This window comes from Williamsia sp. Y844 (assembly GCF_056786475.1).
In genome coordinates, this window is record NZ_JBXCJB010000001.1 from 2516908 (window position 1) to 2541669 (window position 24762).

General features: G+C 62.3%; 30 protein-coding genes. 15 read left to right on the plus strand and 15 right to left on the minus strand.

Going from position 1 to position 24762, the window contains the following annotated elements; genetic code table 11:
* Window positions 1–44: 44 nt before the first annotated feature.
* The 5 genes from AC1TQG_RS11535 to AC1TQG_RS11555 form a co-directional block, all read right to left on the minus strand.
* Window positions 45–1007 (minus strand): SMP-30/gluconolactonase/LRE family protein, encoded by a 963-nt coding sequence (locus AC1TQG_RS11535; protein WP_482137036.1) that lies wholly within the window; start codon window positions 1005–1007, stop codon window positions 45–47.
* 148 nt (window positions 1008–1155) lie between these two features.
* Complete coding sequence (locus AC1TQG_RS11540) at window positions 1156–1695, minus strand: DUF1097 domain-containing protein (protein WP_482137037.1); 540 nt, start codon at window positions 1693–1695, stop codon at window positions 1156–1158.
* A gap of 84 nt (window positions 1696–1779) precedes the next feature.
* Complete coding sequence (locus tag AC1TQG_RS11545; protein ID WP_482137038.1) at window positions 1780–2820, minus strand: alpha/beta fold hydrolase; 1041 nt, start codon at window positions 2818–2820, stop codon at window positions 1780–1782.
* 43 nt (window positions 2821–2863) lie between these two features.
* The gene (fmdA, locus tag AC1TQG_RS11550; RefSeq protein WP_482137039.1) at window positions 2864–4120 is read right to left on the minus strand and encodes a formamidase; all 1257 of its coding nucleotides are present in this window, start codon (window positions 4118–4120) and stop codon (window positions 2864–2866) included.
* A gap of 458 nt (window positions 4121–4578) precedes the next feature.
* Window positions 4579–5700: a substrate-binding domain-containing protein gene (locus tag AC1TQG_RS11555; RefSeq protein WP_482137040.1), complete on the minus strand. Its 1122-nt coding sequence runs from the start codon at window positions 5698–5700 to the stop codon at window positions 4579–4581.
* A gap of 65 nt (window positions 5701–5765) precedes the next feature.
* On the opposite strand from AC1TQG_RS11555, the gene AC1TQG_RS11560 reads away from it, so the two are divergent.
* Window positions 5766–6239, plus strand: coding sequence for a MarR family winged helix-turn-helix transcriptional regulator (locus tag AC1TQG_RS11560; RefSeq protein ID WP_482137041.1), 474 nt, complete (start codon window positions 5766–5768; stop codon window positions 6237–6239).
* A 22-nt stretch (window positions 6240–6261) separates the two neighbouring features.
* Here the strand turns inward: AC1TQG_RS11560 and AC1TQG_RS11565 are convergent, their stop codons facing one another.
* Window positions 6262–6885 carry a DUF2231 domain-containing protein gene (locus AC1TQG_RS11565; RefSeq protein ID WP_482137042.1) on the minus strand — a complete coding sequence of 208 codons (624 nt, stop codon included), beginning with the start codon at window positions 6883–6885 and terminating at the stop codon, window positions 6262–6264.
* Window positions 6886–7025: 140 nt separating this feature from the next.
* Between AC1TQG_RS11565 and AC1TQG_RS11570 the strand changes: the two genes are divergently transcribed.
* The 5 genes from AC1TQG_RS11570 to crcB all read left to right on the plus strand — a co-directional run bounded on the left by AC1TQG_RS11570 (window position 7026) and on the right by crcB (window position 10510).
* On the plus strand, window positions 7026–7469 hold the full coding sequence (locus AC1TQG_RS11570) for a Fur family transcriptional regulator (protein WP_482137043.1): 444 nt from the start codon (window positions 7026–7028) through the stop codon (window positions 7467–7469).
* 123 nt (window positions 7470–7592) lie between these two features.
* Entirely contained in the window at window positions 7593–9047 is a 1455-nt protein-coding gene (locus AC1TQG_RS11575) for a catalase (protein ID WP_482137044.1), read from the plus strand.
* Window positions 9048–9114: 67 nt separating this feature from the next.
* Window positions 9115–9588 carry a Dps family protein gene (locus AC1TQG_RS11580; RefSeq protein ID WP_482137045.1) on the plus strand — a complete coding sequence of 158 codons (474 nt, stop codon included), beginning with the start codon at window positions 9115–9117 and terminating at the stop codon, window positions 9586–9588.
* Window positions 9589–9716: 128 nt separating this feature from the next.
* Window positions 9717–10148 (plus strand): fluoride efflux transporter FluC, encoded by a 432-nt coding sequence (locus tag AC1TQG_RS11585; protein ID WP_482137046.1) that lies wholly within the window; start codon window positions 9717–9719, stop codon window positions 10146–10148.
* Window positions 10145–10510 (plus strand): fluoride efflux transporter CrcB, encoded by a 366-nt coding sequence (gene crcB / locus AC1TQG_RS11590; protein WP_482137047.1) that lies wholly within the window; start codon window positions 10145–10147, stop codon window positions 10508–10510. The genes AC1TQG_RS11585 and crcB overlap by 4 nt, the downstream gene beginning before the upstream one ends.
* A 39-nt stretch (window positions 10511–10549) precedes the next feature.
* Here crcB and AC1TQG_RS11595 read toward each other — a convergent pair whose 3' ends face one another.
* From AC1TQG_RS11595 to AC1TQG_RS11605, 3 genes are read right to left on the minus strand one after another with little or no spacing between them, the layout of a single operon-like run.
* Window positions 10550–11311: an AIM24 family protein gene (locus AC1TQG_RS11595; RefSeq protein WP_482137048.1), complete on the minus strand. Its 762-nt coding sequence runs from the start codon at window positions 11309–11311 to the stop codon at window positions 10550–10552.
* A gap of 9 nt (window positions 11312–11320) precedes the next feature.
* The gene (locus AC1TQG_RS11600) at window positions 11321–12049 is read right to left on the minus strand and encodes an AIM24 family protein (protein WP_482137049.1); all 729 of its coding nucleotides are present in this window, start codon (window positions 12047–12049) and stop codon (window positions 11321–11323) included.
* 5 nt (window positions 12050–12054) lie between these two features.
* Window positions 12055–12678 (minus strand): AIM24 family protein, encoded by a 624-nt coding sequence (locus AC1TQG_RS11605; RefSeq protein ID WP_482137050.1) that lies wholly within the window; start codon window positions 12676–12678, stop codon window positions 12055–12057.
* A gap of 165 nt (window positions 12679–12843) precedes the next feature.
* Between AC1TQG_RS11605 and AC1TQG_RS11610 the strand changes: the two genes are divergently transcribed.
* Window positions 12844–13314 carry a hypothetical protein gene (locus AC1TQG_RS11610; RefSeq protein WP_482137051.1) on the plus strand — a complete coding sequence of 157 codons (471 nt, stop codon included), beginning with the start codon at window positions 12844–12846 and terminating at the stop codon, window positions 13312–13314.
* A gap of 4 nt (window positions 13315–13318) precedes the next feature.
* Here the strand turns inward: AC1TQG_RS11610 and AC1TQG_RS11615 are convergent, their stop codons facing one another.
* The gene (locus tag AC1TQG_RS11615; RefSeq protein WP_482137052.1) at window positions 13319–14194 is read right to left on the minus strand and encodes a hypothetical protein; all 876 of its coding nucleotides are present in this window, start codon (window positions 14192–14194) and stop codon (window positions 13319–13321) included.
* Between the two features lie 53 nt (window positions 14195–14247).
* The gene (locus AC1TQG_RS11620) at window positions 14248–15201 is read right to left on the minus strand and encodes a helix-turn-helix domain-containing protein (protein WP_482137053.1); all 954 of its coding nucleotides are present in this window, start codon (window positions 15199–15201) and stop codon (window positions 14248–14250) included.
* Window positions 15202–15283: 82 nt separating this feature from the next.
* On the opposite strand from AC1TQG_RS11620, the gene AC1TQG_RS11625 reads away from it, so the two are divergent.
* On the plus strand, window positions 15284–15511 hold the full coding sequence (locus AC1TQG_RS11625) for a hypothetical protein (protein WP_482137054.1): 228 nt from the start codon (window positions 15284–15286) through the stop codon (window positions 15509–15511).
* Here AC1TQG_RS11625 and AC1TQG_RS11630 read toward each other — a convergent pair.
* Both AC1TQG_RS11630 and bfr read right to left on the minus strand, forming a co-directional pair.
* Window positions 15478–16143, minus strand: coding sequence for a chymotrypsin family serine protease (locus AC1TQG_RS11630; RefSeq protein WP_482137055.1), 666 nt, complete (start codon window positions 16141–16143; stop codon window positions 15478–15480). The two genes, AC1TQG_RS11625 and AC1TQG_RS11630, sit on opposite strands and share 34 nt — an antisense overlap.
* 137 nt (window positions 16144–16280) lie before the next feature.
* On the minus strand, window positions 16281–16760 hold the full coding sequence (gene bfr, locus AC1TQG_RS11635) for a bacterioferritin (RefSeq protein WP_482137056.1): 480 nt from the start codon (window positions 16758–16760) through the stop codon (window positions 16281–16283).
* A gap of 155 nt (window positions 16761–16915) precedes the next feature.
* Here bfr and AC1TQG_RS11640 point away from each other — a divergent pair, with 155 nt between their 5' ends.
* On the plus strand, window positions 16916–17533 hold the full coding sequence (locus tag AC1TQG_RS11640; protein ID WP_482137057.1) for a fatty-acid--CoA ligase: 618 nt from the start codon (window positions 16916–16918) through the stop codon (window positions 17531–17533).
* 15 nt (window positions 17534–17548) lie between these two features.
* A complete protein-coding gene (locus AC1TQG_RS11645) occupies window positions 17549–17734 on the plus strand; it encodes a (2Fe-2S)-binding protein (protein ID WP_482137058.1) in 186 nt (61 codons plus the stop codon).
* 51 nt (window positions 17735–17785) lie between these two features.
* Here the strand turns inward: AC1TQG_RS11645 and AC1TQG_RS11650 are convergent, their stop codons facing one another.
* Both AC1TQG_RS11650 and pcaC read right to left on the minus strand, forming a co-directional pair.
* On the minus strand, window positions 17786–18670 hold the full coding sequence (locus AC1TQG_RS11650) for an NAD(P)-dependent oxidoreductase (protein WP_482137059.1): 885 nt from the start codon (window positions 18668–18670) through the stop codon (window positions 17786–17788).
* A complete protein-coding gene (gene pcaC, locus AC1TQG_RS11655; RefSeq protein ID WP_482137060.1) occupies window positions 18667–19059 on the minus strand; it encodes a 4-carboxymuconolactone decarboxylase in 393 nt (130 codons plus the stop codon). Before pcaC ends, AC1TQG_RS11650 begins: the two co-directional genes overlap by 4 nt.
* Window positions 19060–19176: 117 nt before the next feature.
* Here pcaC and AC1TQG_RS11660 point away from each other — a divergent pair, with 117 nt between their 5' ends.
* The 5 genes from AC1TQG_RS11660 to AC1TQG_RS11680 all read left to right on the plus strand — a co-directional run bounded on the left by AC1TQG_RS11660 (window position 19177) and on the right by AC1TQG_RS11680 (window position 24734).
* Window positions 19177–20754, plus strand: a complete 1578-nt coding sequence (locus tag AC1TQG_RS11660) for a methylmalonyl-CoA mutase family protein (protein WP_482137061.1) — start codon at window positions 19177–19179, stop codon at window positions 20752–20754.
* Window positions 20754–21155 carry a cobalamin B12-binding domain-containing protein gene (locus AC1TQG_RS11665; protein WP_482137062.1) on the plus strand — a complete coding sequence of 134 codons (402 nt, stop codon included), beginning with the start codon at window positions 20754–20756 and terminating at the stop codon, window positions 21153–21155. The genes AC1TQG_RS11660 and AC1TQG_RS11665 overlap by 1 nt, the downstream gene beginning before the upstream one ends.
* 85 nt (window positions 21156–21240) lie before the next feature.
* Window positions 21241–22197, plus strand: a complete 957-nt coding sequence (locus tag AC1TQG_RS11670; protein WP_482137063.1) for a TIGR03564 family F420-dependent LLM class oxidoreductase — start codon at window positions 21241–21243, stop codon at window positions 22195–22197.
* Window positions 22194–23240 carry a CaiB/BaiF CoA transferase family protein gene (locus AC1TQG_RS11675; RefSeq protein WP_482137064.1) on the plus strand — a complete coding sequence of 349 codons (1047 nt, stop codon included), beginning with the start codon at window positions 22194–22196 and terminating at the stop codon, window positions 23238–23240. The genes AC1TQG_RS11670 and AC1TQG_RS11675 overlap by 4 nt, the downstream gene beginning before the upstream one ends.
* A 417-nt stretch (window positions 23241–23657) precedes the next feature.
* Window positions 23658–24734: a phosphotransferase gene (locus tag AC1TQG_RS11680; protein WP_482137065.1), complete on the plus strand. Its 1077-nt coding sequence runs from the start codon at window positions 23658–23660 to the stop codon at window positions 24732–24734.
* The last annotated feature ends 28 nt before the right edge of the window (window positions 24735–24762 follow it).

The following is a 24762-nucleotide window of genomic DNA, read 5'->3' on the forward strand; positions in this document are numbered from 1 at the left end:
GAGCGACCAACAACTCCATTGACCGTGCCCAACCGGGCTACTGGCTACGGTGCTGCGGTGGTCGCGTTCGGATCGAAGGCACCGGGGATCTCATAGATGTTGCCGTCGAAGCCGGCTCGGAACAGCCGTCCTTTCGAGAACCCGGAGTCGCTGCGGCCGTAGGAGACCACGCTCGACGCCGGTACTCCGGATGCCAGGGCGCAGAACCTGTTCGGTCCGTCGACCCGCAAGATCTCGCCACTGATGTCGGTGGGGACGATCGGCCGGTTCTGGGAATCCAGCGTCAGACCATCTGCCGCCGCGATCACGTCGCCGCCACCGAATGTGACCAGAGACTGTGGTGCGCCAGGGTTGTTGACCGGGATCCGGCTGACACCCGGATTGAAAAATGTTCGTGAGACGTAGAGGTAACCGTCGTTGTTGCCGAGTACCGCGCCGTTGGCGCTCGGCAGGTTGGCCCAATCCGGCTGCACGGCCCCGTTGGGGAACACCCGCCCGACCAGTGCGCCGAAATCGTTGGTGGCGTAGATGGTCCCGTTGCCCGCCACGGCCAAACCGTTCGCCGCACTCAGCCCGGTGACAAACGGTGTCAATTGTCCGGTGGACGGCGAGAACTTCGCGATGGAGGCTGCGCGCAACACATCGCCGACAAGAACCCGTACGTCGGCGCCATAGCCGACCAGAAGCGTGCCGTCCGGGGTCCAGGCCAGGGCTCCGCCGCCGCCGTTGGGGACGGTCGCCACCGGTACGGCACCGGCTCCCGGGCGATCGATCCGGAACAGGCGGCCGCTGATCAGATCCGTGGTGTAGAGACGACCGGCGGGATCGACAGTGAGACCTTCGAGCGCGGCACCTGGGACCTGGGCGACCAGTACCGGCGCTTGCCCGGCGCCTGGACAGGTCGCCGCGGCTTGTGCCGCCGGGGCTCCCACCACGGATATCGTTGCCGTGATCAGTGCGGAGCTCGCAATCAGACGTACTGCAGCACGCAGTGAGAAGTTCGACATAGTGGCCTCCCAGCCCAGTCGGATGTTCCCAGCTTAGGTGCTCGCCGACACCGTTGGTGGCGATGTCCGACTTCGGATCAATGTCCGGATCAGCGGCCCGACATCCCGCCTCCCGGGAGCCGGCAGCGGGTGACGGGAACCGAGATCGTCAGGTCGCCGGGCTGGGTTCGGCAGCGTCGAGACGTGTGGCTTTCACATTCATGAGTCGCACACCGAGGTATGCCGCGAGCGGACCGAGCGCGCTCATCGCGGCGGAGCTGACGGCAGCAGCACCCAGATTTCCGGCGTCGAAGCCGAAACCGCCGAGGTAGGTTGCGGTCACCGACGCGAATCCGAAGAACATGCCTGGAATCAGGCTGAAGAGCGGAAGGCGTCCGAGCGTGAGTAGCGATGCGTTCACCACGAAGATGATGATGGCGAGCGCAAGTGTCTTACCGAATGTCCCGCCACCGATATGTGGGCTGATGGTGTTGTTCACGTAGAGGGCGACAACGCCGAACGCGGTGCCCGCCGTGGTGGCGATGACCATCTTCGTCGCGTTCTCACGCGACGGACCGCCGAGCAGAAAGATCCCCGCCCAGGTGATGAAGATGGCCCAGGTGGGCATGAATAGCGGACTCATCGTGAGAAAGACCGTCGCAAAAGCCACTATCGATGCGCTGATCTCATGGGGGAGTGTGAATTTCATGGAGGTCCTGACATAGAGGTGGAGTGGGTGTGACCGAGACAGTCGGGTGGGTTCGGGAAAACCCACCCGACCGATGGATGAAAGTCAGCTCAGGCCACCCGGTTTGGCGAGCAACTCAAGGAGTGCGGCATCGATGAAATCGATGTCTTCGGGATTCTTGCCACCACCGGCGAAGTGACCCCAGATCCCGGGCATGATGCGGAGTTCCACATTGCTCATGTGACTCACGGCCCAGGCCTCGTCCTCCGGCGGGAAGTAGAGATCCTTTTCGGCGGGGATCACGATGGACGTCGCCCGGATGGACCCAAGCGCCGCCTCGGTGTCACCGTTGAATCCGGGTGTGAGACCGACATCTCCGTTGCGCCAAGTCCAGATCATCGTCAACAGGTTGTTCGGGTCACGTCCATCGAGGAAGAAGCCCTCCCAGAAGCCGACCACGAAGTCTTCCAGTGACGTGTAGCCGAGTTTCTCGTACTCTTTGTGCCAATAGAACGCCTGCGAGAAACCCCACCCCGCATAGACTCTCGCGAACGCACGGAGTCCGACGATCGGAAGGTCATCGCCGTACCATCCGTTCGCAAACTTGGCATCCGCCTTCAGTGCGGCGGCGATACTGTCGAGGAATACCTGGTTATGGGGGGCCGTCCGCGGGGATCCACAGAACGGTGCGATGCGTTCGACCATCTCGGGATAACTCACGCCCCACTGGTAGGTCTGTCCCGCACCCATCGACCACCCGGTGACCAGCGCGAGTTTCTCGATACCGAACTGCTCGGTGACGAGCGCGTGCTGAGCACGGACCTGATCGTAGAAGGTGATGTCGGGGAACCGTGGTCCGGCATAGGCTCCCTCGGTGTTGCTCGGGGACGTCGAGAGGCCGTTGCCGATCATATTCGGGATGATGATGAAGTAGTTCGCAGGGTCGAGCGCACGGCCTGGGCCGAGCAACCACTCGTTGTCCCAGTGTCGGCCGGAGTACCACGTCGGATAGACGATGGCATTCGACTTGTCGGCGTTGAGCTCACCGTAGGTGGTGTACGCCAGTTGTGCGCCACGCAGGGTGGCGCCGTGCTGGGTGGTGAAATCTCCGAGTTCGAAGATGTGCACTTCGGTTTCGCTCATCATTGGTTCTCTCTGCTTGGAAGGTTGGATGGGTTGTTGAAAACGGTTACATGGCAGCGGAACTCGTCGCGCATTGACCCCTGTCCACACTCACTGGCCCGGCCGCCGACGGCCTGATTTCGAAATCGAAGATGGCGGTCGGCAGGTAGAGCGTGCAGCACGAGTTGGGGGTGTCGACGACGCCGCTCAGACGCCCCTCGATCGGTGCAGAACCGAGGAGCAGATATGCCTGCTCACCGGTGTATCCGAACTTCTTGAGGTACTCGATGGCGTTGAGGCATGCATTGCGATATGCCAGGGTGCTGTCGAGGTAATAGTTGGTGTCGGTTTCATGGTCAACCGAGATTCCGACAAAGGAGAGGAACTCGCTGTAACGCGGTTCGACGTTGCCGGGCAGGAAGATCGGGTTGGTGGTCACCCCGTAGGTCTCCATGCCACCCTTGATCAGATCGACCCGTACATCGACGAACCCACCCATCTCCACGGCGCCACAGAATGTGATCTCACCGTCGCCCTGACTGAAGTGGAGGTCGCCGCCCGAGAACAAGGCACCCTCTACGTGGACCGGATAGAACACCCGTGAACCGCGACTGAAGTTCTTGATGTCCTGGTTGCCGCCGTTTTCGCGTGGGGGAACGGTCCGCGCGCCCTCCTCGGCAATTCGGGTGGCAACCTCTCCGGTGGCCAGTCCGGTGACCGCGTTCTTCGCCAGGGGTGGCAGCGCCAGCGCCGGCACCCGGTGAGGGTCGGTGTCGATCAAGGCCTGTTCGCGGATATTCCAGCGCGATAGCATCTTTGCCGATGGTGCGGTGCCGAATAGTCCGGGATGGGTGATACCCGTGTATTCGACACCAGGTATGTGTCGGGATGTCGCCTTCTGGCCGTGGAAATCCCACACCGCCTTGAGGGCATCCGGATAGTGGTCGGTCAGAAAGCCGCCGCCGTTCTTCTTCGCGAAGACGCCTGTGTAGCCCCATCCTTCACCCGATCCGGGACCCGCAGCCTGTGGCACAGGTCCGATGTCGAGGATGTCGACCACGAGGAGGTCGCCCGGCTCAGCGCCTTCGACCGCGATCGGACCGCTGAGCATGTGGACCTTGCTCAGGTCGACATCGCGGACGTCATCGGCCGAATCGTTGTTGCCGATCTGATTGTCGGTCCAGTCGCGGCACTCGAGGCGGAACTCTGCACCAGGCCGGACGGTCGCGACGGCCGGGATGTCGGGGTGCCAGCGGTTATGGCCTGGCACCATTTGATCTTTCATGAGTTTGGCCTGGTCGACATCGAAGAGGACTTCGGGCACGTGATTCTCCTGATTCGTGGGATGTTGCTCGGTACGACCGGGGTTGGTCAGGGGCGTGGAAGGAGGGCGTGGCGGGGGTTTGTCGCCCCGGCCGGCCGGGCGCGTGCGGCTTCCGGGACGTGACGGGTGATGGTGGGTTCGGAGGAGCTGGCTTCGCTGAGTTCGCGAACCAGGCGCAGCGGTGACGCACTCCCGTGGAGTGCCGGCCCGGAGTAGACGCGCGTGGACGTCTGGCAGCACGTGAGGCACTCGGTGGTTCGGTTCGCAGAGCCTATTGGGAGTGCTAGATCGAACTCCCCGCACTCGGGGCAGCGGTAGGTGTAGGTCGCCAACGGATTCACTTTCTCTTGAAATACTTTCTATAGAAACTATTTCAAAGTGAACGTGACAATAGTGGGTCTTTGTGTAAATGATCGGTTAACCCATTGGGCGAGGTGACGAACGGGACTCCCGGGACGTCAGGATTGCAACTCGTGCAAGACATCCCACTGTAGTCCGTCTGCGGCAGCCAGGAACACGGAATGGTTCAGATGTCCGTCACGGATCTCCACCTTGCCACGGGGACTTTCGTAGGTCAGTCCCTCCGCGATCGCGCGCATCGGGTTCACCTGGGTCGATCCGGACCGTCTCATGAGTTCGACGATCAATCGGATGCCTTCGTAACACGATTCGCCGAGACTGTTGAGCACCGGTGCGCCAGACCCGAAGCGATGGAAGTACTGGGCAGAGAAGTCCAGGCTCGAAGCGGTGGACAGATCGTCGAAAAATCCTGCGGCGGTCATCAGTCCGCGGGAGTTCTCGGGACCGGAAGCGAGTAGGACATTCTCGTCTATCAGCGAGCTGAAGCGGATCAGGTCTCGGTCGAATCCCGCGGCCGCGAACTGTCGGTTGAACGCAACCGCGTCGTCGCCGATCAGCAGCATCAGGACCCCTTCGCACCCGCTGCTCTCGAGTCGACGGAGTACCGACCCGAACTCGGTGGTTCCCAGCGGAACAAACATCTCGTCGCAGACGATGCCACCCTCGGCCCGTAGGAACTTGGTGGCCGATCGTGATGACATTCGGGGCCAGATGTAGTCGTTGCCCACGATGGCCCAACGTCGGATGCCGGCGTTGCGGTCGAACCATCGCAAGGAAGGCCAGAGCTGGCGATCCGGAGTTTCCCCGGTCAGGAATACGCCGGGCCGGTGCTCGCCGCCTTCATAGAGTGCGGTGTAAACATAGGGGATGCGTGCCCCGATCCGCGGTGCGAGCACCTCCCTGACGGCAGAGATGTGCCACCCGGTGACGGCGTCGATGGCCGAAGCGTTGATCAAGGCGCCGACCTCATCGGCGACACGGCGCGGTGCCTGGCCGCCGTCGACAGCGATCAGTCGAACTTCACGGCCCATCACCCCGTCGGTGGCGTTGGCCTCCTCCACCGCGAGTTGGGCGCACGCCTCACAGGACGGGCCGAACAGCCCCGCCGGTCCCTGTAACGGGATCACCAATGCAATGTTGAGCACACCCTCGCGATGCGCGATCAGATGGAGCCGCTCCTCCTGGATAGGGGTGGGGTGGCTCGCATCGCCAATGTTCACGAGTGCACTGTAGGCGCTGATTGCTACATCGGCGTTTCGAATGAACTGGTCTAGAGTCTCTATGCATGGCGGAGTCATCCCTGGGCGGAACCGGTGGAACCCTGGGGTTCTTCCGCTTGCTGACGCTCGCCGAACGTGAGTTGGCCCGGCGGCTCGAAGTTGCCCTTGCACAGTGCGGTTCGACCGTGGATCAATGGCGGATCCTGAACTTTGTTGCCGATACCGCCGGTTCGCCGATGACTGCCATCGCAGATCACGTGGGTATGCCTGCTCCGACGTTGACCAAGATCATCGACAAGCTCGTGTCGTCCAACCTGGTATTGCGCCGCGCGGACGCGAACGACCGACGGAAGGTTTTGATCCTCGTGTCGGCTCGGGGCACCGCTGCCCTCGCCGACTGGAACAGCTTGACCGAACCCACAATCAAGGAGTTCTCGGATTCCGTCGGTGACAGAGATGCCGCCAAGTTGACGCGAATGCTCGAGAAACTCGTCGGTGCGTCTGTCCAGTCCGATTCGGGCGAAGCACTTCTGCGCTGATTGCCAGGGGTAGTCGTTCGCCCTACCGTTCCCGCAACACCCCTGCGCTCTGGGCGTACGAGAGATGTCCACCCAGCGCACCCGAGACACCGGAGACGGCAAGTCCTGCCAGCGACCAGATCGATCCGCGTACTGCGTTCCCACGCCGACGCTTTCGCCAGGATCGGGCGAAGCAGGCGATGCCGATCGTGTTCGTCGCCATGTGGAATACCGCGACACGGCGTTGAGGTGTGTCGAGCGTGGTGTATTCGACGAGGCCGGTGACGCCGGCGGGAACTGCGGCCATGAGCCCGAATGCGACCAGACGCTGGGCGGCGGCGCGTTGGCCTGTCGCATCGAGCAGCGGCACGGCCATCCAGGCCCCGATGGGGACGGTCACGAGGATGGGATGAAGCGGATGCCCCAGCCACTGCCCGCGCAGGAATGTCAGGGCTGCCGGAGGAAACTTGGTGTGCAGGAGGCCGGCAAGTGCGTTGGCCGGTCCGTCGACTGCTTTCACATTCTCGACTGCCAGCAATGCGCGGGCGATCGGGCGGGGCCCATCCGGCCGCGCGGCATCGGTCAGCGAGACGGTGCTGTCCGGTTGCCCGCGGTCTTCTGTCTCGCTCGGTGGGTTTTCGATGGGGTCGTTCGATGAGGTGGTCACCACGGAGTTGTTCCCCGTTTACCGTTCTTCCAATCACCCTCATGGCCACGATCAGGGCGGCTACCTGCCATTTCGAGTTTTCTGGAAAGATTCCAAATATTATCTGGACTCATTCCAGAAAAGGCGGTATGGTCGGTCTCATGAGTTTCCAGCAGCCTCCCAGCGACCCGCAGCAGCAGCTGCGTGCGGTGGGTCTTCGGGTGACAGCGCCACGCCTGGCTGTTCTCGGCTTGCTGGAGACCCATCCGCATTCCACGGCCGACTTCGTTGCTGCCCGCGTCCGCGAGCAGCTCGGGGGCGTGTCCACGCAGACCGTGTACGACGTCCTGCGGGTCTGCTCGGAGCGGGGACTGTTGCGCCGCATCGAACCGGCCGGGTCTTCCGTTCGGTACGAGAGTCGGACCGGCGACAACCATCATCACCTCGTGTGTCGGAGTTGCGGCGAGGTCCGTGACGTCGATTGTGTGGTGGGGATGGCACCCTGCCTGCAGCCAAATGTCGATCACGGCTTCATGATCGACGAGGCCGAAGTGACGTTCTGGGGACTTTGCTCGCAATGCCAGGTGAAGCCTGAGCAGGGTTAGATCCCCGAAGCTCTGCCGCCGGCCATTGGGGTCGGCGCCAGTATCTTTATATCTTCTTGAAGTGCAACACCTTTCAATACGCATTGAGCAGCGCTCGGCGCGAACTCAACAGGAGGTAAATAAATGACCCCACGGACCACCACCAACGCTGGGATCCCGGTGTCGAGCGACAACGAGTCGCTGACCGCAGGAACCCAGGGGCCGATCCTGCTCCACGATCACTACCTGATCGAGAAGCTCGCCCAGTTCAACCGCGAGCGGGTCCCGGAGCGGGTTGTACATGCCAAGGGCGGCGGCGCATTTGGCGAATTGACGATCACCGGAGACGTGTCGAAGTACACCAAGGCCAAGTTCCTGCAGCCGGGCAAGAAGACCGAATCGCTGGTCCGCTTCTCAACGGTGGCCGGCGAGCAGGGCAGCCCTGACACCTGGCGCGACCCCCGCGGCTTCGCGATGAAGTTCTACACCGAGGACGGCAACTACGACCTCGTCGGCAACAACACGCCGATCTTCTTCATCAAGGACCCCATCAAGTTCCCTGACTTCATCCGCAGTCAAAAGCGCTTGCCCGGTTCGGGTTTGCGTGACCACAACATGCAGTGGGACTTCTGGACGCTGCGTCCGGAGACTGCGCATCAGGTGACCTGGCTGATGGGTGACCGGGGCATCCCGAAGAGCTGGCGGAACATGGACGGTTTCGGTTCGCACACCTACCAGTGGGTGAACGCCGCAGGTGAGCGCTTCTGGGTGAAGTACCACTTCAAGACCGATCAGGGGATCGAGTTCCTGACCCAGGCCGAAGCCGACACACTTGCCGGTACCGATCCCGACTACCACCGCCAGGATCTCTATGAGGCCATCGAGCGTGGCGAGTTCCCGACGTGGACGATGAAGGTCCAGGTCATGCCGGTCGCAGAGGCAGAGGCATACCGGTTCAATCCGTTTGACCTGACCAAGGTCTGGTCGCAGAAGGACTACCCGCTGATCGAGGTCGGCAAGTGGACGCTGAACCGGAATCCGGAGAACTTCTTCTCCGAGATCGAGCTGGCGTCGTTCGGGCCGTCGAATGTGGTTCCGGGAATCGGCTTTTCGCCCGACAAGATGCTGCTCGGCCGGGTCTTCAGCTACGCCGACGCCCATCGGCACCGCATCGGGACAAATTTTGCGCAACTGCCGGTGAACGCGGCGAAGGCCGCCACGGTCAACACGTACTCGAAGGAAGGCGCGATGGCCTACACCTTCAGTGACCCGAACACCCCTGTGTATGCACCGAATTCATTCGGCGGACCGCATGCTGATCCAGAAGCGGCCGGCGACGAAGGACTGTGGGAGTTCGACGGACGGGCAATTCGTGCCGGCTACATCGAACATGCCGAAGACGGTGACTTCACGCAGGCGGGAATCCTGTATCGCGAGGTGCTCGACGATGAGGCCCGGGAACGACTGGTGGGCAACATCGTTGGACACGTGCTCGGTGGCGTTCGGGAGCCGGTTTTCTCGCGTGTGTTCGAGTACTGGAAAAACGTGGATGCAGACCTGGGCAAGCGGGTCGAAGAGGGCGTCCGAAACGGGGAATAGGCGTCTGTCGGCCAGGGTTGAACCCAACAGACTCAATCGCATTTTTGCGCGCACAGGAGGTAGCGGAATGACCAATCCCATCACCAGCACACTGAGCAAAGACCAGCAGGCTGTGGCAGGTAAGGCGCTGCAGGAGACCGTTGTCGACATGATCGACCTGTCGCTGATTGCCAAGCAGGCGCATTGGAACGTCGTCGGCCAGCAGTTCCGTTCGGTTCACCTCGAACTGGATGAACTGGTCACGGCTGCGCGTGACTTCACCGACGCCGCGGCAGAGCGTGCCACCGCGATCGGTGTCAGCCCGGACGGTCGGGCTGAGACCGTGGCAAAGACGGCAGGCACCAAGGGTTTCGGCGATGGCTGGACCAAGGACGTCGATGTGGTGAAGGAGATCGTCGCCAACATCAAGACCGTTGTCGACGGACTGCGGTCCCGTATCGAGGCCACCGAAAAGGCTGATCCGGTCACCCAGGATCTGCTGATCGGCTTTGCTGCGCGGCTCGAGCAGCTGCACTGGATGTGGCAGGCGCAGGTCGCCTGACCCGAGACCGCAGGTGATGCGCAGCCCGCATCGCCTGGCGTAAAGCCCCCCACGGCCATCCCCCCGGCCGTGGGGGGCTTTTGCGTGTGAAATCGCCTGTACCGCTTGCGGGCAGTAGATTCGTACAGATGTCCGACCGCCCGTTGCATCTGCGCCTGAGTGCGCTGGTCCCGATCTTCGTCGGCGGCCTGTTGGGTACCGGAGCCCGCTATCTCCTGGAGAAGGCCTACCCCTTTGAACCATCCGGGTGGCCCTGGACCACATTTCTGATCAACCTGGTCGGAGCCTTCGTGTTGGGCGTGGTGCTGGAGGCGCTGGTTCGCATGGGCTCCGATATCGGGTGGCGTCAGCGCGCGCGGTTGTTCCTGGGGACCGGATTCTGTGGCACCTTCACGACCTACAGCGCGTTTTCCCTGGAGTCGACGCTGCTCTTTCGTGACGGCAATCCCGGTACGGCGGTGGGATATATGGCGACGACTGTTGTCGTGGGAGGCCTGATGGCCTGGGCCGGGATATCGGCGGCAGCAGCGGTTCACGGTAGATCGGTGCGGCACCGATGATCTTCTGGGTGGCGCTGGCAGGGGCACTGGGTGCCGTCCTCCGGTTTGTCATCGATTCGGAGGCCAAGCGCAGGATCTCGGTGACGTTCCCGTGGGGCACCGGTGTCATCAACGTGACCGGCTCCCTGATCATCGGCGCGGTGGCCGGATCTGTGATGTATCACGCGGGCGCCACCGAATTGCAAGCCATCATCGGTACCGGATTCTGCGGTGGTTACACCACATTCAGTACCGCGAGTGTCGAGACCGTTCAACTGATCCAACAAGAGCGACGTGGTGCGGCAATGGTCTACGCCGCCGGTTCGTTGATTCTCTCTGTGGCCGCGTGTGCGGCCGGACTCACACTGCTCTACCTGCTGTAGTCCGACCGTCCACCGGATGTACCCGAATATTGCCCGGACTCAGTAACTTTGTTGCTGCTGCGCCATTTGTGACTGGATCTTCTGGTTGAGCCGCGTGAGCCCGACCGACGACAGGCCCGGGATCTGACTTTCCAGGCTGCGCACCAGATTGTGGTCGTTGATGACCTTCTCGCTGGACTGGATCAGGACCGTGCCGGATCCGGTGAAGTCGAACTGCTGCTCTTCTCCACTGGCCGCACCCATCATGGCCGCGCCCGCGGCCATGAATCCGGTCACCCAGCTCTGGTCGTAATGATGACTGGGGGAGGGGCAGTCGGCCCATCCGACAAGGGCTTCGGGGTCGACGCGAAGCGGTGGTTCGGCGAACATGACCGGTCCATTCGACGACGCCAGGAACTTACCGCTTCCGATGAGCGTGAGGTATCCGGGGACGATCGACTGGTTGAGCTGCAGTCCCGGCTCGAATGCCAGGAGGTTCGCGGCACGCACCGTCAGGTTGCCGTCTTCGAGGTCGTAGGAGTTGATGTCGTATCCACGGTCGCCGATGATGAGCGTGCCCTGTCCCTGGGCAATGATGAAGTCGCCCATGTACAGCGGTGCGCTGATGGTGCCTGCGAGTTGCTGCATCATCGAGGTCTGCATGCCCTGGATGAGGGCCTGGAACTGCATCTGCCCGTAGTAGGCGATCATGGCGCCCTTGGACATGATCCAGGGCTTGGTCATCTGCATGTAGTACGCGTAGCTGTTGCCGGGAATGTTGTCATCGCCCTGCAGCATTGACGGATTGAGTATGTCGCTCATGGCTTTCCCCTACAGCTTTTCTTCGGACGCTTGCACGAACACGGTCCCTTGCCCCTGGCACAGCAACTGCATCGCCTCGCCGGCTCCACGTCCGACGGCATCGCGCCAGCCCGCGGTCGACTTCAGCTGGGTCTGCACATTTCCGAATGTGCCGACAAACGCCTGCGGGTCGACGACGACCGGGTACTGGCCGCCGACCTGGATCTCCAGCACCTCGCCGTGGGCCAGCAAGACCACCGAACCCATTCCCTGCAACTGAGTGGTGAACATGCCGTCGCCGGTCAGTGCGCCGGTTGCCGCTCCGCGGAGTGCTCCCATCAGACCACCGCCGCGTCCGCCGCCGTCGCCGCCGTTGCCGTTGCCCTGGGACGTCATCGACACGATGGAGGCCTGCAGACCCGCGGTGTAACCGAGTGTTCTGGACGCATCGGCGGTAACGGTGCCGCCCTGGGGCATGTCGATGACATGTACTGCGAGCCCGCCGAATCCGTAGTGGATCTGGCCGTGCCCCTGCGCCATCATGGTGGCCTCGTGCTCACCGCGCATCATCCGGCCTGCCATACCGGCGATGGCACCCATACCGCCAAGACCAGGCATTCCGCCGGCCCCGGGAATCTGGTGCGGAGAGAACTGAATCTGGCCGGTGTAGAAGAGCATGGCGCCTTTTCGGGCAACCACACCACCGGCCTGGCCGACGTCGACCTTGACAACCTTCGAGTTGATCTTCTCAAAAACCATGTCGCTCACCGCTCCGCCGGTTGGATGGACACAACACCCTGACCCTGCCAGCGCAGTGAAAAGGCCTCACCGCCGTCTTGGCCGATCATCGAACGCCAGCTGACATCGGTGACAAAGGACTGCTGTAGTTGGCCTTTGGCGGAGACAAATGCGTCTGGATCGACCACCAACGGGAGATTGGGATTGACCTCGAGGTGAATCAGCGGTCCGCCTGCCGACAACAACGCGACCTGGCCGCTGCCGGTCACCGTGGTGGTGAAAAGTCCTTGACCGCTGGACATCCCGCCGACTCCGGAAAATTGGACATTGGTCTGCAAGTTGCCTGCCATGGCCAGGAGTTGGCGCGACTCGACCTGGATGGTCTCGTTGTTGAGTTGCAGAACGGTGGTGTACTGCGCATTGATCGCCAGGTGCACGATGCCATTTCCGGTGCACTCCATCAACTTCAGCGATTCGCCTGTCGCCTTTTGTTTGAGGCCGGCGAGAACGCCTGATCCGCCGCCGAATCCGGCCGATTTGAATTCGACCTGCCCCTGGTACGAGATCATCGATCCGCTCACTGCCTTGACTGACGTGTTGTTCAGGCGTGCTTCGACAACGCGCTTGGTCAATCCGATCAACTCGGCCATCTGACCCATTCCCCTATGAGTTCGAAAACTGCACTTTGGTACCGCATTATCGTAGGCATCCCGGACTCCGGTGAACAGACCCATACACAGTTCAAATGATCACCGGTGTCGTCCGCGGCCTCGGGCGCGCTGGCGTGATAGGACGTTTTCTGTAACGTGTGTCAGGTGAATGACACATCGTGGGCGGCAGTGGGTGTTGGGATTTTCGTTCTGGCGGTGGTCATCGGGGTGGGCCTGTACGTCTGGTATCGGCAGACCGAGGCGCAGCGTCTCGGCAAGGACGTCGAACTGGCGGTGAAACTGCGGACGGTCGCCGGGGACGATCCGGTGCGGGCGGCCGCCGTCGACGAGTTCGAGACGGCCATCTATGAGCGGTTGTTCTATGTGTCGACCGTTGGACCGCGGGCAAGGGGAGCAGCCTGGGCGCTACTGGGTACCGTGCTGTCGGCATTTGCCTCGTTGTGGGTGTCCGGCGACGGCATCATCGAACGCGCCGTCCACTACGGATTTGCGGCTGTTGCAGCCGGTTTCGCACTGACCTTCTTGGTGTTCCTGGCGCTGACGGTTTACGCGGCGACCGCGATGCCGCGGATCTCGTTCGCCGATTCCTATGAGCCCGACACCCCGGCCGACTGAGGGATCAGTATCCGGGATATCCGCCGTATCCGGCCGGTGCAGAGGGTGGGTTGATCTTTTTGTGACCCAGGACGATTCCCGCGATGCTTGTCCCGGTCATGACCACCAATGTCACGGTTGCCAGGATGGCGCCAGGCCCGGTCGAGAAGTCGTTCAGCCCTTCGAACAGGGTCGAATCCTCGTCATCGTCGAAGATGATGCACGTGCTGGGAACGGCAAGAAATACCAGTGCCACGAACAGGTGTAAGACCGACAGGACGAGGATCGCGACAGAGTTGCCGAAACGGCCGATGTTGCACATGACCAGCAGCGCCAAAATGGCCACCGGCAGTACCAAGAACGGGATGAAGATCGCCGCGAAGGGTGTCCCGGTTGTTCCCGGATCCATGATCAGCTGCGAACCATCCTGGAACACCTGACCCCAGCCGTTGACCGAAACCTTTGCCGCATCGGTGTATTTCGGCTCGAACGAAGCCCATGTCAACCAGCCGTACGCGATGAACAGCAATGCACCCACCATTGCCACGGCCCCGAGCGCGCGAGTTGCTGCGATCGCGGCGGGTTGTAGCCGCACCGGCGGAGGGCCACCCATCGCGAACTCGGGCTCGGGATACTGCAGTGCCTGGTATTGGGGTGCCGGGTATTGGGGCGTCGGGTATTGCTGTGGCGGATACTGCTGCGAGGGGTAGTGGGTTTGCAGCGGATCCCCGTACTGCGGAGGGGTATACGGCGCGAACTGGTCGGACGACGATGTCGGGTACGTCGGTTGCGCAGGGTAGGGATTGACCGGGGGCGTAAATGCTTGCGTCGCTTCGGTGTTGTCCGGATGCTTGTTCAGATCCGGACGGCGGTCACCTGAATCGCCTGAGTTGCTGGTCATCGTCTCCGCTGCTTCCGGTCGGGGGTCGGACCCATCGTAGAGGGACGCCGGAGTCAGCCGACGCAGCCGAAGCGGCCCCGGAACGCGGTGGGTGTGATGCCCACAGCGGTCGAGAAGTGGTGACGCAGCAGCGTTGCCGAACCGAATCCCACCTGCCGCGCGATCTCCTCGATGCCGTGATCACTCGACTCCAGCAATCCCTGCGCGGCCAGCACCCGTTGCTCGGTGAGCCACCGAAGCGGACTGGTGCCCACCTCGTCGCGGAATCTGCGGGCAAACGTGCGCGGCGACATATGCGCTTTTGCGGCCATGTCGGAAATGGCTATATCGGTGTCGAGATTGGTCAGCATCCAGCCTAGGACCTGCCCGAATCCGTCGCTATCACATTCGGGGACAGGCTCTTTCACGAATTGACGTTGCCCGCCATCGCGATGGGGAGGCACCACCATCCGCCGGGCGATCTTGTTTGCCGCGATCGGTCCGAGTTCCGTCCGGATCAGGTGCAGGCTGGCATCGATACCGGCGGCCGTGCCTGCGCTGGTGATGATGTTGCCCTCTTGGACATAGAGGACGTCGGTGTTGATGCGGACCTCGGGGAACAGTTCGGACATCTGCGTGCCGTACCGCCAGTGCGTCGTGGCTGACTTCCCGTTGAGGAGTCCGGCGGCGGCGAGCACAAACGCGCCGGTGCAGACCGACAGGATGTAGGCGCCACGCTTGTCAGCCGCACGAAGGACATCGAGTACTTCTTCGGGGTAGTCCGCGGTGAGCCGCCCGGCCGGGATCGCCACGAGGTCGGCGTCGGCGCAGGCGTCGAGTCCGTAGGTGGGGATGATTTGGGCGCCGGTGGTGAAGTTCAGTGGCTTGCCCGGTTCGATCCCGCACACCCGAAAATCGATTCGGGGTACGCCCTCGTCGGTGCGATCAACGCCGAAGACCTCGCTGACAACGCCGTACTCGAACGCCGCCACGGGTTCTTGCAAGATGACTGCGGCTGATCTCAACACATAACCAGTATGGCAGTAAATTTGCGACGAAGGTCAAATCGGCCACTGTTGGCTTGATCTTTTCGAGCGCATAGTTTTGGACATGGAAATCGAAGCCGTGATAATCGCAGTCTTACTCGGCGTGGCGCTGGCCGTAGCCTTTGTTGCGATCTATCAGAACGCAATGAAAACCGCCCACCTGCCGCAGGCTCCCTTCGGTGCCGACGTCGATGCCGAGATCGGGTTCGGGGGAGTCGCAGAGGTGGGCGGAATCAGGAAAGTTCCCGACCGCAGAGGTCAGACGACGCGGAAGTCCGTGATGCCGCGCTGACGCATGTCGTCGAGGATCGGCTTGATGTTGGTGCCGGTCTCGGGGCCGATGCAGCCGAGGAAGTAGTAGGCGTTGACCATGCCGACGAGGCGGTCGCCGACAACCACCGGGCTACCGGAATCACCCTCGACGACGCAGATCTGGCTGAAGTGCGCAAAGCCGTCCGAGAACCAGGTGATGCCGCAGGTATTGCCGGTGGTGCGGCCTTCCTTGCATGCGAATTCGAGGAATTGCGGCGCCTGCGTGCGAAGTCCGCGAATCGTCACGCCGCCGATCTGTCGGACGGGATTGACCTTGGCGGCATCGAACCGGATTATCGCGTAGTCGAGAACCTCGTTCGTGTACACGATCTGGCCGATATACCCCGCGGACCTGGCCGATTCTGCGAGGACCGGCGTACCGGCATCCCCGCAATGTCCGGCGGTCAGTCCGACAAGGGCGTTGTTCTGATCGTGTCCGATGGTGGTCAGGGTGCACGCACTGAATCCGCCGCGACCTTCTGGGAACAGCAGTCCGGACCCACCGCCGAGGTCGATCTTCGCAGGGGCTGCCGTTGCGGTCGACACCCCCAGGCTGGTGAGTGCGAGTAGAGCACACAGGGCTGCGATGACCGTGCCGACCTTCTTGAACATCAATTCCTCACGTGAACCATGCGAAAACACGAGGGCCCGGTGTCAGGCCCTCGTGTCATCGCCTTTGGAACCGAGGGTAGTCGCAGAGCCGGGGGGCGTCGATATCGCCTCAACGACCTACACGCGACCGACCCGGATCACTTCGGAGGGCGTGCCACGCACTGCGCGAGGTATAGCGCCTCGCCGAGCGTGTCCATCAACTCGAGTTGGGTGTCGAGATAGTCGAGATGTATTTCCTCGTCGGCCAGAATCCCTTCCAGCAAAATTGCACTGGTGGTGTCGTGTTTCTCACGGCACATCGCGATTCCCGGTTTCAGTCGGTTGATGACGTCGACCTCGATGGCCCGGTCGCTGACGAATTGCTCGCGCAGGGTCTGGCCCACTTTCAGCGAGAACAACCGCTGGTAGTTGGGCAGGCCGTCGAGCAGCAGGATCCGGTTGGTGAGCGCTTCGGCATGGTTCATCTCGTCGAAGGATTCGGCGCGGGTGGTGGCGGCTATTTCGGTGAATCCCCAATGTTCCTGCATTTTCGAATGCAGGAAGTACTGGTTGATTGCCGTCAGTTCACTGGTCAACTGCTCATTGAGCAGTTTGAGAACCTCGGGATCTCCTTGCATGGTTTCTCCTCACGTCAAAAGAAGCGGGTGTTTTCAGACACCGGGAGGGCTGGTCCTGGTGGGGCCGTATGAACCCACGCGCTCAAATCAATTTACCCGGTAGCATGGCGATTCGACCGGCAATGACAGACCTTAGACAGCAGGGACGGGCTCAAATGACCCAGCATTCGCGAATTCTGGCCGCGGACTTCTCCGTGTCCGACGAAGCCGGAATCCTGGAACGCCTTGCGGTGAACAATGATTCGCTTGCCCGTCTCGGCGCCCATCACCTCGTTGTCTACCGGGCGCTTCACGATCCCAAACGCGTGTTCGCCACGCTGGGACTGCGTGATCGGGGATCGATCGACAAACTCTTGCGGAGCCCCGCGGTGATGGATTGGTACGACGCGGCAGGCGTCGAAGAAATTCCACCGATGTTCGCAGGCGATGTCGTCGAAAAAATCGAACTCGAATCGCCCGCGTCAGGGGATTCGGGCATCATCGTCGCCGCCATTGCGCCGGTGGACGACGTGACGACTCTGCTGGAAAAGGTCCGTGTCAGTTTGCGGCGGTTCATTGCCTCCGGGGTGCGCAAGGTCTGGATCTATCAGGCCTTCGACGATCGCCAGGAAGTGATGATCCTGGTGGAACTCGACACCGAGGAAAATGCCATCGCCTGGGTCGAGCGACCTGACGCCGCTGCCGAATGGATGCAGGGCGCGGGTGTCGGCGTGTACCCGCCGCTGTTCGTCGGAAAGTTGGAGCGGGTCATGGAACTACAGATGATCGGTTAGTCGCAGGTATCCGCGATGTATGTCTGTTTGTGCCAAGGGGTTACGAGTCACGTCGTCGAGCAGGCCGTGATCGACGGGGCACGCACGTCCAAAGAAGTTGCGAATGCCTGTGGTGCCGGCCGCGACTGTGGTCGCTGCCGGCACACCGTCCGGGCCATCATCGAGGCGCACTTCGCCCAGTCGCCTACCGCCCCCCGATAGTGTGGGGTTCTGGCGGCGTCCACCTGGGAAAACCTGCGCCAAAAGGGCACATTATCGGGTTTGGGAAGTAGTCCACTTCGCAATCTCGGTCTGATCGGCTCCGGGACCGAGGTCTTTGTCGGCGGTAGCCCAGACCTCGACAGCTCGTTCGCCGAGCGGGGTGGGGACACCGATCGCCGATGCGAGTCCGGTGGCGATCCGCATGTCCTTCAGCATCAGTTCCATCCGGAAGCCCGAGTTATAGGTCTCGGGGATGACGAACCGGGGAAACTTCACATCCGTGGCCGCATTCTGGCCGCTTGATGAGTTCAGCATCGACACCATCAGCTCTTGGTCGAGACCGAAACGCCGTCCGATGGCGACGCCTTCGGAGGTGACCAAGAGACCGACCGCTGCCATCAGGTTGTTGATCGACTTCAGGGCGTGACCTGCACCGGTGTCGCCGACCCGGGTCATCGTTCCCATCGGCGCCATCACATCGGAGATCGCGCCGACGGCTTCTGCGGTACCGCCTGCCATGATCGTCAGCTTCCCGCCCTGCGCACCGACAACTCCACCGGAGACCGGTGCGTCGACCAGGACTGCTCCGGTTTTCTCGACCGCCTTCGCGAGTTCGACCGTCGACAGTGGCTCCGACGAGCTCATGTCGATGACGGTGGTCCCGGGATTCAGTGCGGCCAGTACCGCCTCGTCACCGAGCACGACCTCGACGACACGTGAACTCGGCAGCATGAGGATGACGTATTCGGCACCGACGACGGCTTCGGCCGCGGTGGTGGCGGACCTGCCGCCCGCGGTGACGAGGGCTTCGCGAGCTGCTTCGGTCGGGTCGAATCCGACGACGTCGTAACCGGCGTCGAGCAGTCGGATCGACATCTGCGCGCCCATGTTGCCCAAGCCGACGAACGCGACCCGATTCTTCTCTCGTGCGCTCATGCGAGGTGCTCCGCAACGATTTCGTTTGCCACTCGGAAGGATTCGAGCGCAGCCGGGACACCGACATAGATCGCGGTCTGCAACAGGACCTCCTGGATTTCTTCCGGGGTCACCCCGTTGGTGAGTGCGCCGCGGACGTGGGCGGCGAGTTCGGTCGGTTTGCCCAGGGCGGTGAGCATCGCCAGGTTGATCATCGAGCGTTCGCGGCGCCCGAGTCCGGGGCGGGTCCACACCGCGCCCCAGCAATACTCGGTCACCAGCTCCTGCATCGGGCGGGTGAAATCGGTGGTGGCGGCGACCGCACGTGCGACGTACTCGGCCCCGACCACCTCCTCGCGAACCTTCATACCTGCGTCATAAGTCTCGCGGCGGGTGGCGTCGGTGGTCATCTGGTGTGCGGTCCTCTCTCCGATTGGCCCGTTGCCACTGCGTTGAGCAGCAGCTCAAGGACCATTCACGATAAATGGTATTGGCATTCTCATTTTTTGCAAGTACGGTATTCAACAATGAACGAGAACGTGGAAACCTCCTCTGGCATCCCTCTTGAGTCGGTGTACGGACCGAATCCCGAGGGGTCGACCCCGCCCGCCCCAGGCGAGTTCCCTTTCACCCGCGGTAACTTTCCGTCGGGCTATCGGGGACGACTCTGGACCTTCCGTCAGTACTCCGGATTCGGAACCGCCGAAGAGTCCAATGAGCGGTACAAGTACCTGCTCGGGCAGGGTGGCACCGGACTTTCGGTGGCACTCGATCTTCCGACCCAGTGCGGTTACGACTCCGACGATCCCGAGTTCACCGACGAGGTCGGCCGGGTGGGGTGTGCGGTCGACACCCTCGCGGACGCAGAGATCTTGTTCGCCGACATCCCGCTGGACAAGATCAGCACCAGCTTCACGATCAACGGCACGGCCGCGATTCTGCTGGCCCTCTATGTCGCTGCCGCCGAGAAGAAGGGTGTGCCCCGCGAAAAACTCACGGGCACAATCCAGAACGACGTACTCAAGGAGTACGCCTCGCGTGGCACCTGGATCTGGCCACCGGAGCCGTCGCTGCGACTGATCGCCGACACCATCGAGTTCTGTGCCGCCGAGGTCCCGCGTTTCAACGCCATCTCGGTTGCCGGTGCGCATTTCCGTGACGCGGGTGCAAATGCCGTGCAGGAGATGGCCTTCACGCTCGCCGACGGTGTCACCTATTGCGACACGGTTGTCGAGCGCGGTCGGATGACCATCGATCAGTTCGCGCCGCAGATCTCCTTCTTCTTCTACACACATGGCGACTTCTTCGAGGAGATCGCCAAGTACCGGGCCGGCCGTCGCCGCTGGGCGACGATCGTGCGGGAACGGTACGGCGCCAAGACGGAGAAGGCCGCGATGTTCCGGTTCGGCTGTGTGGCAGGCGGCGCCTCGCTGTACGCACCGCAGGCCCAGAACAACCTGGTCCGCGTCGCCTACGAGGCGATGGCCTCGGTCCTCGGTGGTGTGCAGTCGATGTTCACCGCCGCCTGGGATGAGCCCTTCGCGCTTCCCAGCGAGGAGTCGGCAACGATGGCGCTGCGCACCCAGCAGATCCTGGCCCTGGAAACCGGTGTCACCCGCGTCGCCGATCCGCTCGGTGGCTCGTACTTCGTGGAGGCTCTCACCGACGCCACCGAGAAGAAGATCATCGAGATCATGAGCGATCTCGAGAATCACGGTGGCATGGTTGCCGCGATCGAAGATGGTTACCTGCAGGGGCTCATCGCCGACGAGGCGTACAAGATCCACCAGGAGATCGAGGGTGGCGTCCGCCCGGTTGTCGGTGTGAACCGCTTTGCATCCGAAGAGGCCGCACCGGATATCGCAACCTACGAACTCGACGCCGAAGGGCGCGAGTTGCAGCTCAAGCGTTTGGCGAAGGTCAAGGCCGAGCGTGATGACGAGGCCGTGAAGAACACGCTGGCGCAATTGTCGCGAGCCGCGGAAGGAACGGAAAACCTCATGCAACCCTTGATCGATTGTGCAAATGCATACTGCACCGTCGGAGAGATGACCACCGCACTCAAAGACGTGTGGGGCGAATTCTCGCAGCCGGTGGTGTTCTGATGACCGCCCGTATCCTCGTCGCCAAGCCCGGCCTCGACGGCCACGACAAAGGCGCCAAGATCGTTGCCCGCACCCTGCGTGATGCGGGATTCGAGGTGATCTACACCGGTATTCGGCAGCGGATCGAGGACATCGTCTCGATTGCACTGCAGGAAGACTGCACCGTGGTTGGTCTGAGCATTCTCTCGGGCGCCCACATCGGCCTGACCAAGCGCGTGGTCGACGCTCTGCGTGAGGCCGGAGCCGGAGACATCAAAGTGATTGTCGGCGGCACGATTCCGCAGTCCGACGTGCAGAAGCTACTCGACATCGGCGCGGCGGCCGTGTTCCCAACGGCGACCCCGCTCGACAAGCTCGTGAGCGGTATGCGGGAACTGACAGGTACCGCGGCACCGGCCTGAGGCCGCCCGACGAGAACCAGGACCAATCTGCCACATGAATCAACAAGCCATGTGGGAGAACTAATTTCGTAAACTTGGAGGTATCGTGCGCGTCGGGGTAATGATTGGTCCGGAGCGGGGTGACGCGGCCAAGAAGGTCGACCGGATGATGGCCGACATCGTCTGGGCCGAAGAGGCCGGGATGGACACGGCCTGGGTGCCGCAAATCCCCACCGACTTCGACGCGCTGATCACCGTCGCGTTGATGGGCACCAAGACCTCTCGCATCGAAATCGGTACGGCCGTGGTGCCGCTACAGGCGCAGCATCCGATTGCCCTTGCCCGACAGGCATTGTCGGCGCATGCGGCAACCGGGGGTCGGCTGGCACTTGGCGTCGGGCCGTCGCACCACTGGATCATCGAGGACATGCTCGGTCTCCCGTACGAGAAGCCGGCAAGGCTCACGCGTGACTATCTCGAGGTTCTCAACGCCGCGCAAAAGGCGCCGGGTGATGTGAACGTCGTCAACTCGACGTACAACGTGCACAACCCACTCGATCTCGGACCGGTGGCCCCGCTGCCGATCTTGATCGCCGCCCTCGGGCCGGTCATGCTCGACATCGCCGGCCAGCACGCCGACGGCACCATCCTGTGGATGGCCGACGAGCGAGCTGTGGCAGATCACGTGGTTCCGAAGATCACCGCTGCGGCGGAGAAGGCCGGACGCGGCGCGCCTCGCATCGTGGCCGGTATTCCGGTCTGCCTGTGTGCGCCCTCGCAGGTCGATGAGGCCAAGGAGCGGGCGAACCGTATTCTGGCCGAAGCCGAGGTCTCTCCGAACTATCAGCGACTGCTCGATCAGGGCAACGCGAAGACCGTCGGCGACCTGTGTGCCGTCGGTGACGAGGAGGCGATCATGAAGCGCTTCAAGCAGTTCGAGGATGCCGGCGTGACAGACCTGTCGATGCGACTGCTGCCCATCGGTGATACCCGCGATGAGTTGATCGCTTCCAAGTACCGCACCCGGGACGTGATTGCCGGGCTCGTGGCGGACCTGCGATGAGTTCTGGACCCCTGGCCGGGATTCGCGTCCTCGAGGTCGGGCACATCCTGGCCGGCCCCTACGCGACCATGATGCTCGCGGATCTCGGTGCCGAGGTCACCAAGATCGAACCGGCAACCGGAGACCTGTCGCGGCAGGTGAGCGATGCATATTTTGCGAGCCTCAATCGCGGCAAGCGCAGTATCTGCCTCGACCTCACCACCGATGCGTGCCAGGCGCGCCTCGGTGAACTTGCCAGTGAATCGCATGCGCTGGTCGTGAATTTGAAGCCCTCGGCGATCCGGAAGTTCGGATTGACCTATGAGGCATTGCAGAAGTGGAACGACAAGATCGTCTGCGTTGCGCTCACCGGGTACGGCCTCGATCAGGGTGATGACCCGGCGTTCGATTACGTGATCCAGGCGGTCACCGGCGTTGCGTCGCTGACCGGCGATCCGGACGGACCGCCGACCTTGCCCGGATACTCTGCCGCCGACAACTCGACGGGGCTCACGGCCGCGTTGGGTCTTCTCGCGCAGATCATTTCCGGTAAGGGTGGGCAGGTCGACGTGTCACTGCGCGACGTGATGCTCTCGCAGCTCAACTATCGCGCGTCGGCATACTTGAATGAAGGCACCGAGCCACGCCGGATGCCCAATGGTGCTCACTCCTATTACGTTCCGGCGCAGCTGTTCCCGACCGCTGACGGATACCTGGCACTGTTCATCACGCACGACGGATTCTGGCGGACGTTCTCGCGCGAGGTTGGCATCGAGGGATTTGCCACCATGGCCGAGCGGGCCGCGAACCGCGACGAGGTTCTTGCGGTGGTGACGGCGGCGCTGGCCACTGATACGGCGGCTTCTTGGGAAGCACGGCTGCGTCCGCTGCAGGTGCCGGCCGCCGCTATCCGGACGCTGCCCGAGGCATTGGCGGAGAATCCCGGAATGGTGGTCAAGGCAGGTGCTTTCAGTCTGGTCGGCAGTCCGATCCGGATCACCGGCTACGAACCCGAATACGGTGCGCCGCCTGCACTGGGCGAACACGGCGCCCTGCCTGCCTGAGGGGGCACGGAACCGATAACCAGTTACCCATCGTGGCTTGTCCGGTGGGCAATTGGTGTCTGGCTGCGCGTGTGGCCTCTTCTGCGTCGAGTTCTTTGAGCACCCATTCAGCGATGAGGATTGCCTCGATTCCGGCGGGTACACCGACGTAGATGGCTGCCTGTAGCGCTTCGTGAACGCGGTCATCGACCCTGTGGTGGACCCCCAATCCGGGTGGTGCTGGACTGTTTTCGCGCTCAGTCGGGTGTGGTCACCACAAGCGATTTCAGCGAAAACGCAGAATTCGGCCGTAAGTAGTATTAGATTCTGCTCCATGGTGAAACTACGTTCTACATCATGCAGGTCATATGGGAGTGAATCTGCGGGGGCATGGGCTTCGCGGACTGAATCGTCCGGTATCGCGGCGGTGTATGCCTCATGATCCCCGTGCCCGACACCCTCGACGTAGCCCTGTCTCCGGAGTGGCTCACGTCTGCGCTCGCTCCTCGATTCCCGGGAATCGAAGTGACCGGCGTGACCCCGGGGCCGATCGTGGACCGGATCTCCACAAACGCTCGATTCACCATTGACTGCGCAGGCGGCGTTCCGGATGGCCTCCCGGCGGCGCTCTGCATCAAGGGGTACTTCAACGAGGAGGGTCGGGACCGGCGTTTTGTCGGCGAACCCGAGGCGTGTTTCTATCGTGACGTCGCCGGGGAGGTCGATGTCCGGACGCTGCGAAGTGTCTACGCCGATCTCGACCCGGTGACCCGTCACGGCGTGGTGATCACCGAGGACATCGTCGAGCAGGGCGCAGTATTTCTCGATGCGGCAAGCGAATTCACCCCTGATCAGACCGCGCAGAGCCTGGACCAGTTCGCCCGGCTTCATGCTGCGACATGGGGGAAGCCGCAATGGGCCGATGTGCCGTGGTTGGCGCCGCGCCTGAAGGGTGCGATGCGCGCGTGGGGGATCGACGGCGTGACCGCCCATATCGAAAAGAACTTCGCCGGGCCCAATGGTGCGGGAGTTCCCGAAGAAGTGCGTGATGCCGATGGGTTGGTCGCGGCGTACATCGGTCTCGCCGACGCCCTGGATGCCGAGCATGCCGCATCGGACTGGTGTGTGATCCACGGGGATGCTCATGTCGGGAATCTGTTTCTGGACGCCGAGGGTGCGCCGAGCCTGGTGGACTGGCAATTGGTGCAACGGGGGATGTGGTACATGGATGTCGGTACCCATATCGCAACCGCATTGTCCGTCGATGACCGTCGTGACAATGAGCGAGATCTCTTGGCGCACTACCTCGATTGCCTTCGCGGCCAAGGCGTGGAGCCGCCCACATTCGATGTGGCATGGCGCGCGATCCGACGGGGCATCGTTCGCGGCTTCTACCTGTGGGGCATCACGACCAAGGTTGAACCGCGGTTGATCGAGATACTCCTGCGGCGGCTCGGTACCGCAGCCGCCGATCACGACGCGTTGACTCCGGACCTGTTCGTGGCCCCGGTATGAGGATGTCGAACAGTATCTACTGCAATCG

Excerpts from the sequence above, each read along its gene's own strand:
- AC1TQG_RS11535 (WP_482137036.1), bottom strand. The coding sequence starts at position 1,007 with ATGTCGAACTTCTCACTGCGTGCTGCAGTACGTCTGATTGCGAGCTCC.
- AC1TQG_RS11580 (WP_482137045.1), top strand. The coding sequence starts at position 9,115 with ATGACCAATCCCATCACCAGCACACTGAGCAAAGACCAGCAGGCTGTG.
- AC1TQG_RS11650 (WP_482137059.1), bottom strand. The coding sequence starts at position 18,670 with ATGAGCGCACGAGAGAAGAATCGGGTCGCGTTCGTCGGCTTGGGCAAC.
- AC1TQG_RS11575 (WP_482137044.1), top strand. The coding sequence starts at position 7,593 with ATGACCCCACGGACCACCACCAACGCTGGGATCCCGGTGTCGAGCGAC.
- AC1TQG_RS11625 (WP_482137054.1), top strand. The coding sequence starts at position 15,284 with ATGGAAATCGAAGCCGTGATAATCGCAGTCTTACTCGGCGTGGCGCTG.
- AC1TQG_RS11615 (WP_482137052.1), bottom strand. The coding sequence starts at position 14,194 with ATGACCAGCAACTCAGGCGATTCAGGTGACCGCCGTCCGGATCTGAAC.
- bfr (WP_482137056.1), bottom strand. The coding sequence starts at position 16,760 with ATGCAAGGAGATCCCGAGGTTCTCAAACTGCTCAATGAGCAGTTGACC.
- AC1TQG_RS11545 (WP_482137038.1), bottom strand. The coding sequence starts at position 2,820 with ATGATGAGCGAAACCGAAGTGCACATCTTCGAACTCGGAGATTTCACC.
- AC1TQG_RS11665 (WP_482137062.1), top strand. The coding sequence starts at position 20,754 with ATGACCGCCCGTATCCTCGTCGCCAAGCCCGGCCTCGACGGCCACGAC.
- AC1TQG_RS11680 (WP_482137065.1), top strand. The coding sequence starts at position 23,658 with ATGATCCCCGTGCCCGACACCCTCGACGTAGCCCTGTCTCCGGAGTGG.
- pcaC (WP_482137060.1), bottom strand. The coding sequence starts at position 19,059 with ATGACCACCGACGCCACCCGCCGCGAGACTTATGACGCAGGTATGAAG.
- AC1TQG_RS11605 (WP_482137050.1), bottom strand. The coding sequence starts at position 12,678 with ATGGCCGAGTTGATCGGATTGACCAAGCGCGTTGTCGAAGCACGCCTG.
- crcB (WP_482137047.1), top strand. The coding sequence starts at position 10,145 with ATGATCTTCTGGGTGGCGCTGGCAGGGGCACTGGGTGCCGTCCTCCGG.
- AC1TQG_RS11585 (WP_482137046.1), top strand. The coding sequence starts at position 9,717 with ATGTCCGACCGCCCGTTGCATCTGCGCCTGAGTGCGCTGGTCCCGATC.
- AC1TQG_RS11540 (WP_482137037.1), bottom strand. The coding sequence starts at position 1,695 with ATGAAATTCACACTCCCCCATGAGATCAGCGCATCGATAGTGGCTTTT.
- AC1TQG_RS11630 (WP_482137055.1), bottom strand. The coding sequence starts at position 16,143 with ATGTTCAAGAAGGTCGGCACGGTCATCGCAGCCCTGTGTGCTCTACTC.
- AC1TQG_RS11645 (WP_482137058.1), top strand. The coding sequence starts at position 17,549 with ATGTATGTCTGTTTGTGCCAAGGGGTTACGAGTCACGTCGTCGAGCAG.
- AC1TQG_RS11560 (WP_482137041.1), top strand. The coding sequence starts at position 5,766 with ATGGCGGAGTCATCCCTGGGCGGAACCGGTGGAACCCTGGGGTTCTTC.
- AC1TQG_RS11640 (WP_482137057.1), top strand. The coding sequence starts at position 16,916 with ATGACCCAGCATTCGCGAATTCTGGCCGCGGACTTCTCCGTGTCCGAC.
- AC1TQG_RS11675 (WP_482137064.1), top strand. The coding sequence starts at position 22,194 with ATGAGTTCTGGACCCCTGGCCGGGATTCGCGTCCTCGAGGTCGGGCAC.
- AC1TQG_RS11595 (WP_482137048.1), bottom strand. The coding sequence starts at position 11,311 with ATGAGCGACATACTCAATCCGTCAATGCTGCAGGGCGATGACAACATT.
- AC1TQG_RS11660 (WP_482137061.1), top strand. The coding sequence starts at position 19,177 with ATGAACGAGAACGTGGAAACCTCCTCTGGCATCCCTCTTGAGTCGGTG.
- AC1TQG_RS11600 (WP_482137049.1), bottom strand. The coding sequence starts at position 12,049 with ATGGTTTTTGAGAAGATCAACTCGAAGGTTGTCAAGGTCGACGTCGGC.
- AC1TQG_RS11570 (WP_482137043.1), top strand. The coding sequence starts at position 7,026 with ATGAGTTTCCAGCAGCCTCCCAGCGACCCGCAGCAGCAGCTGCGTGCG.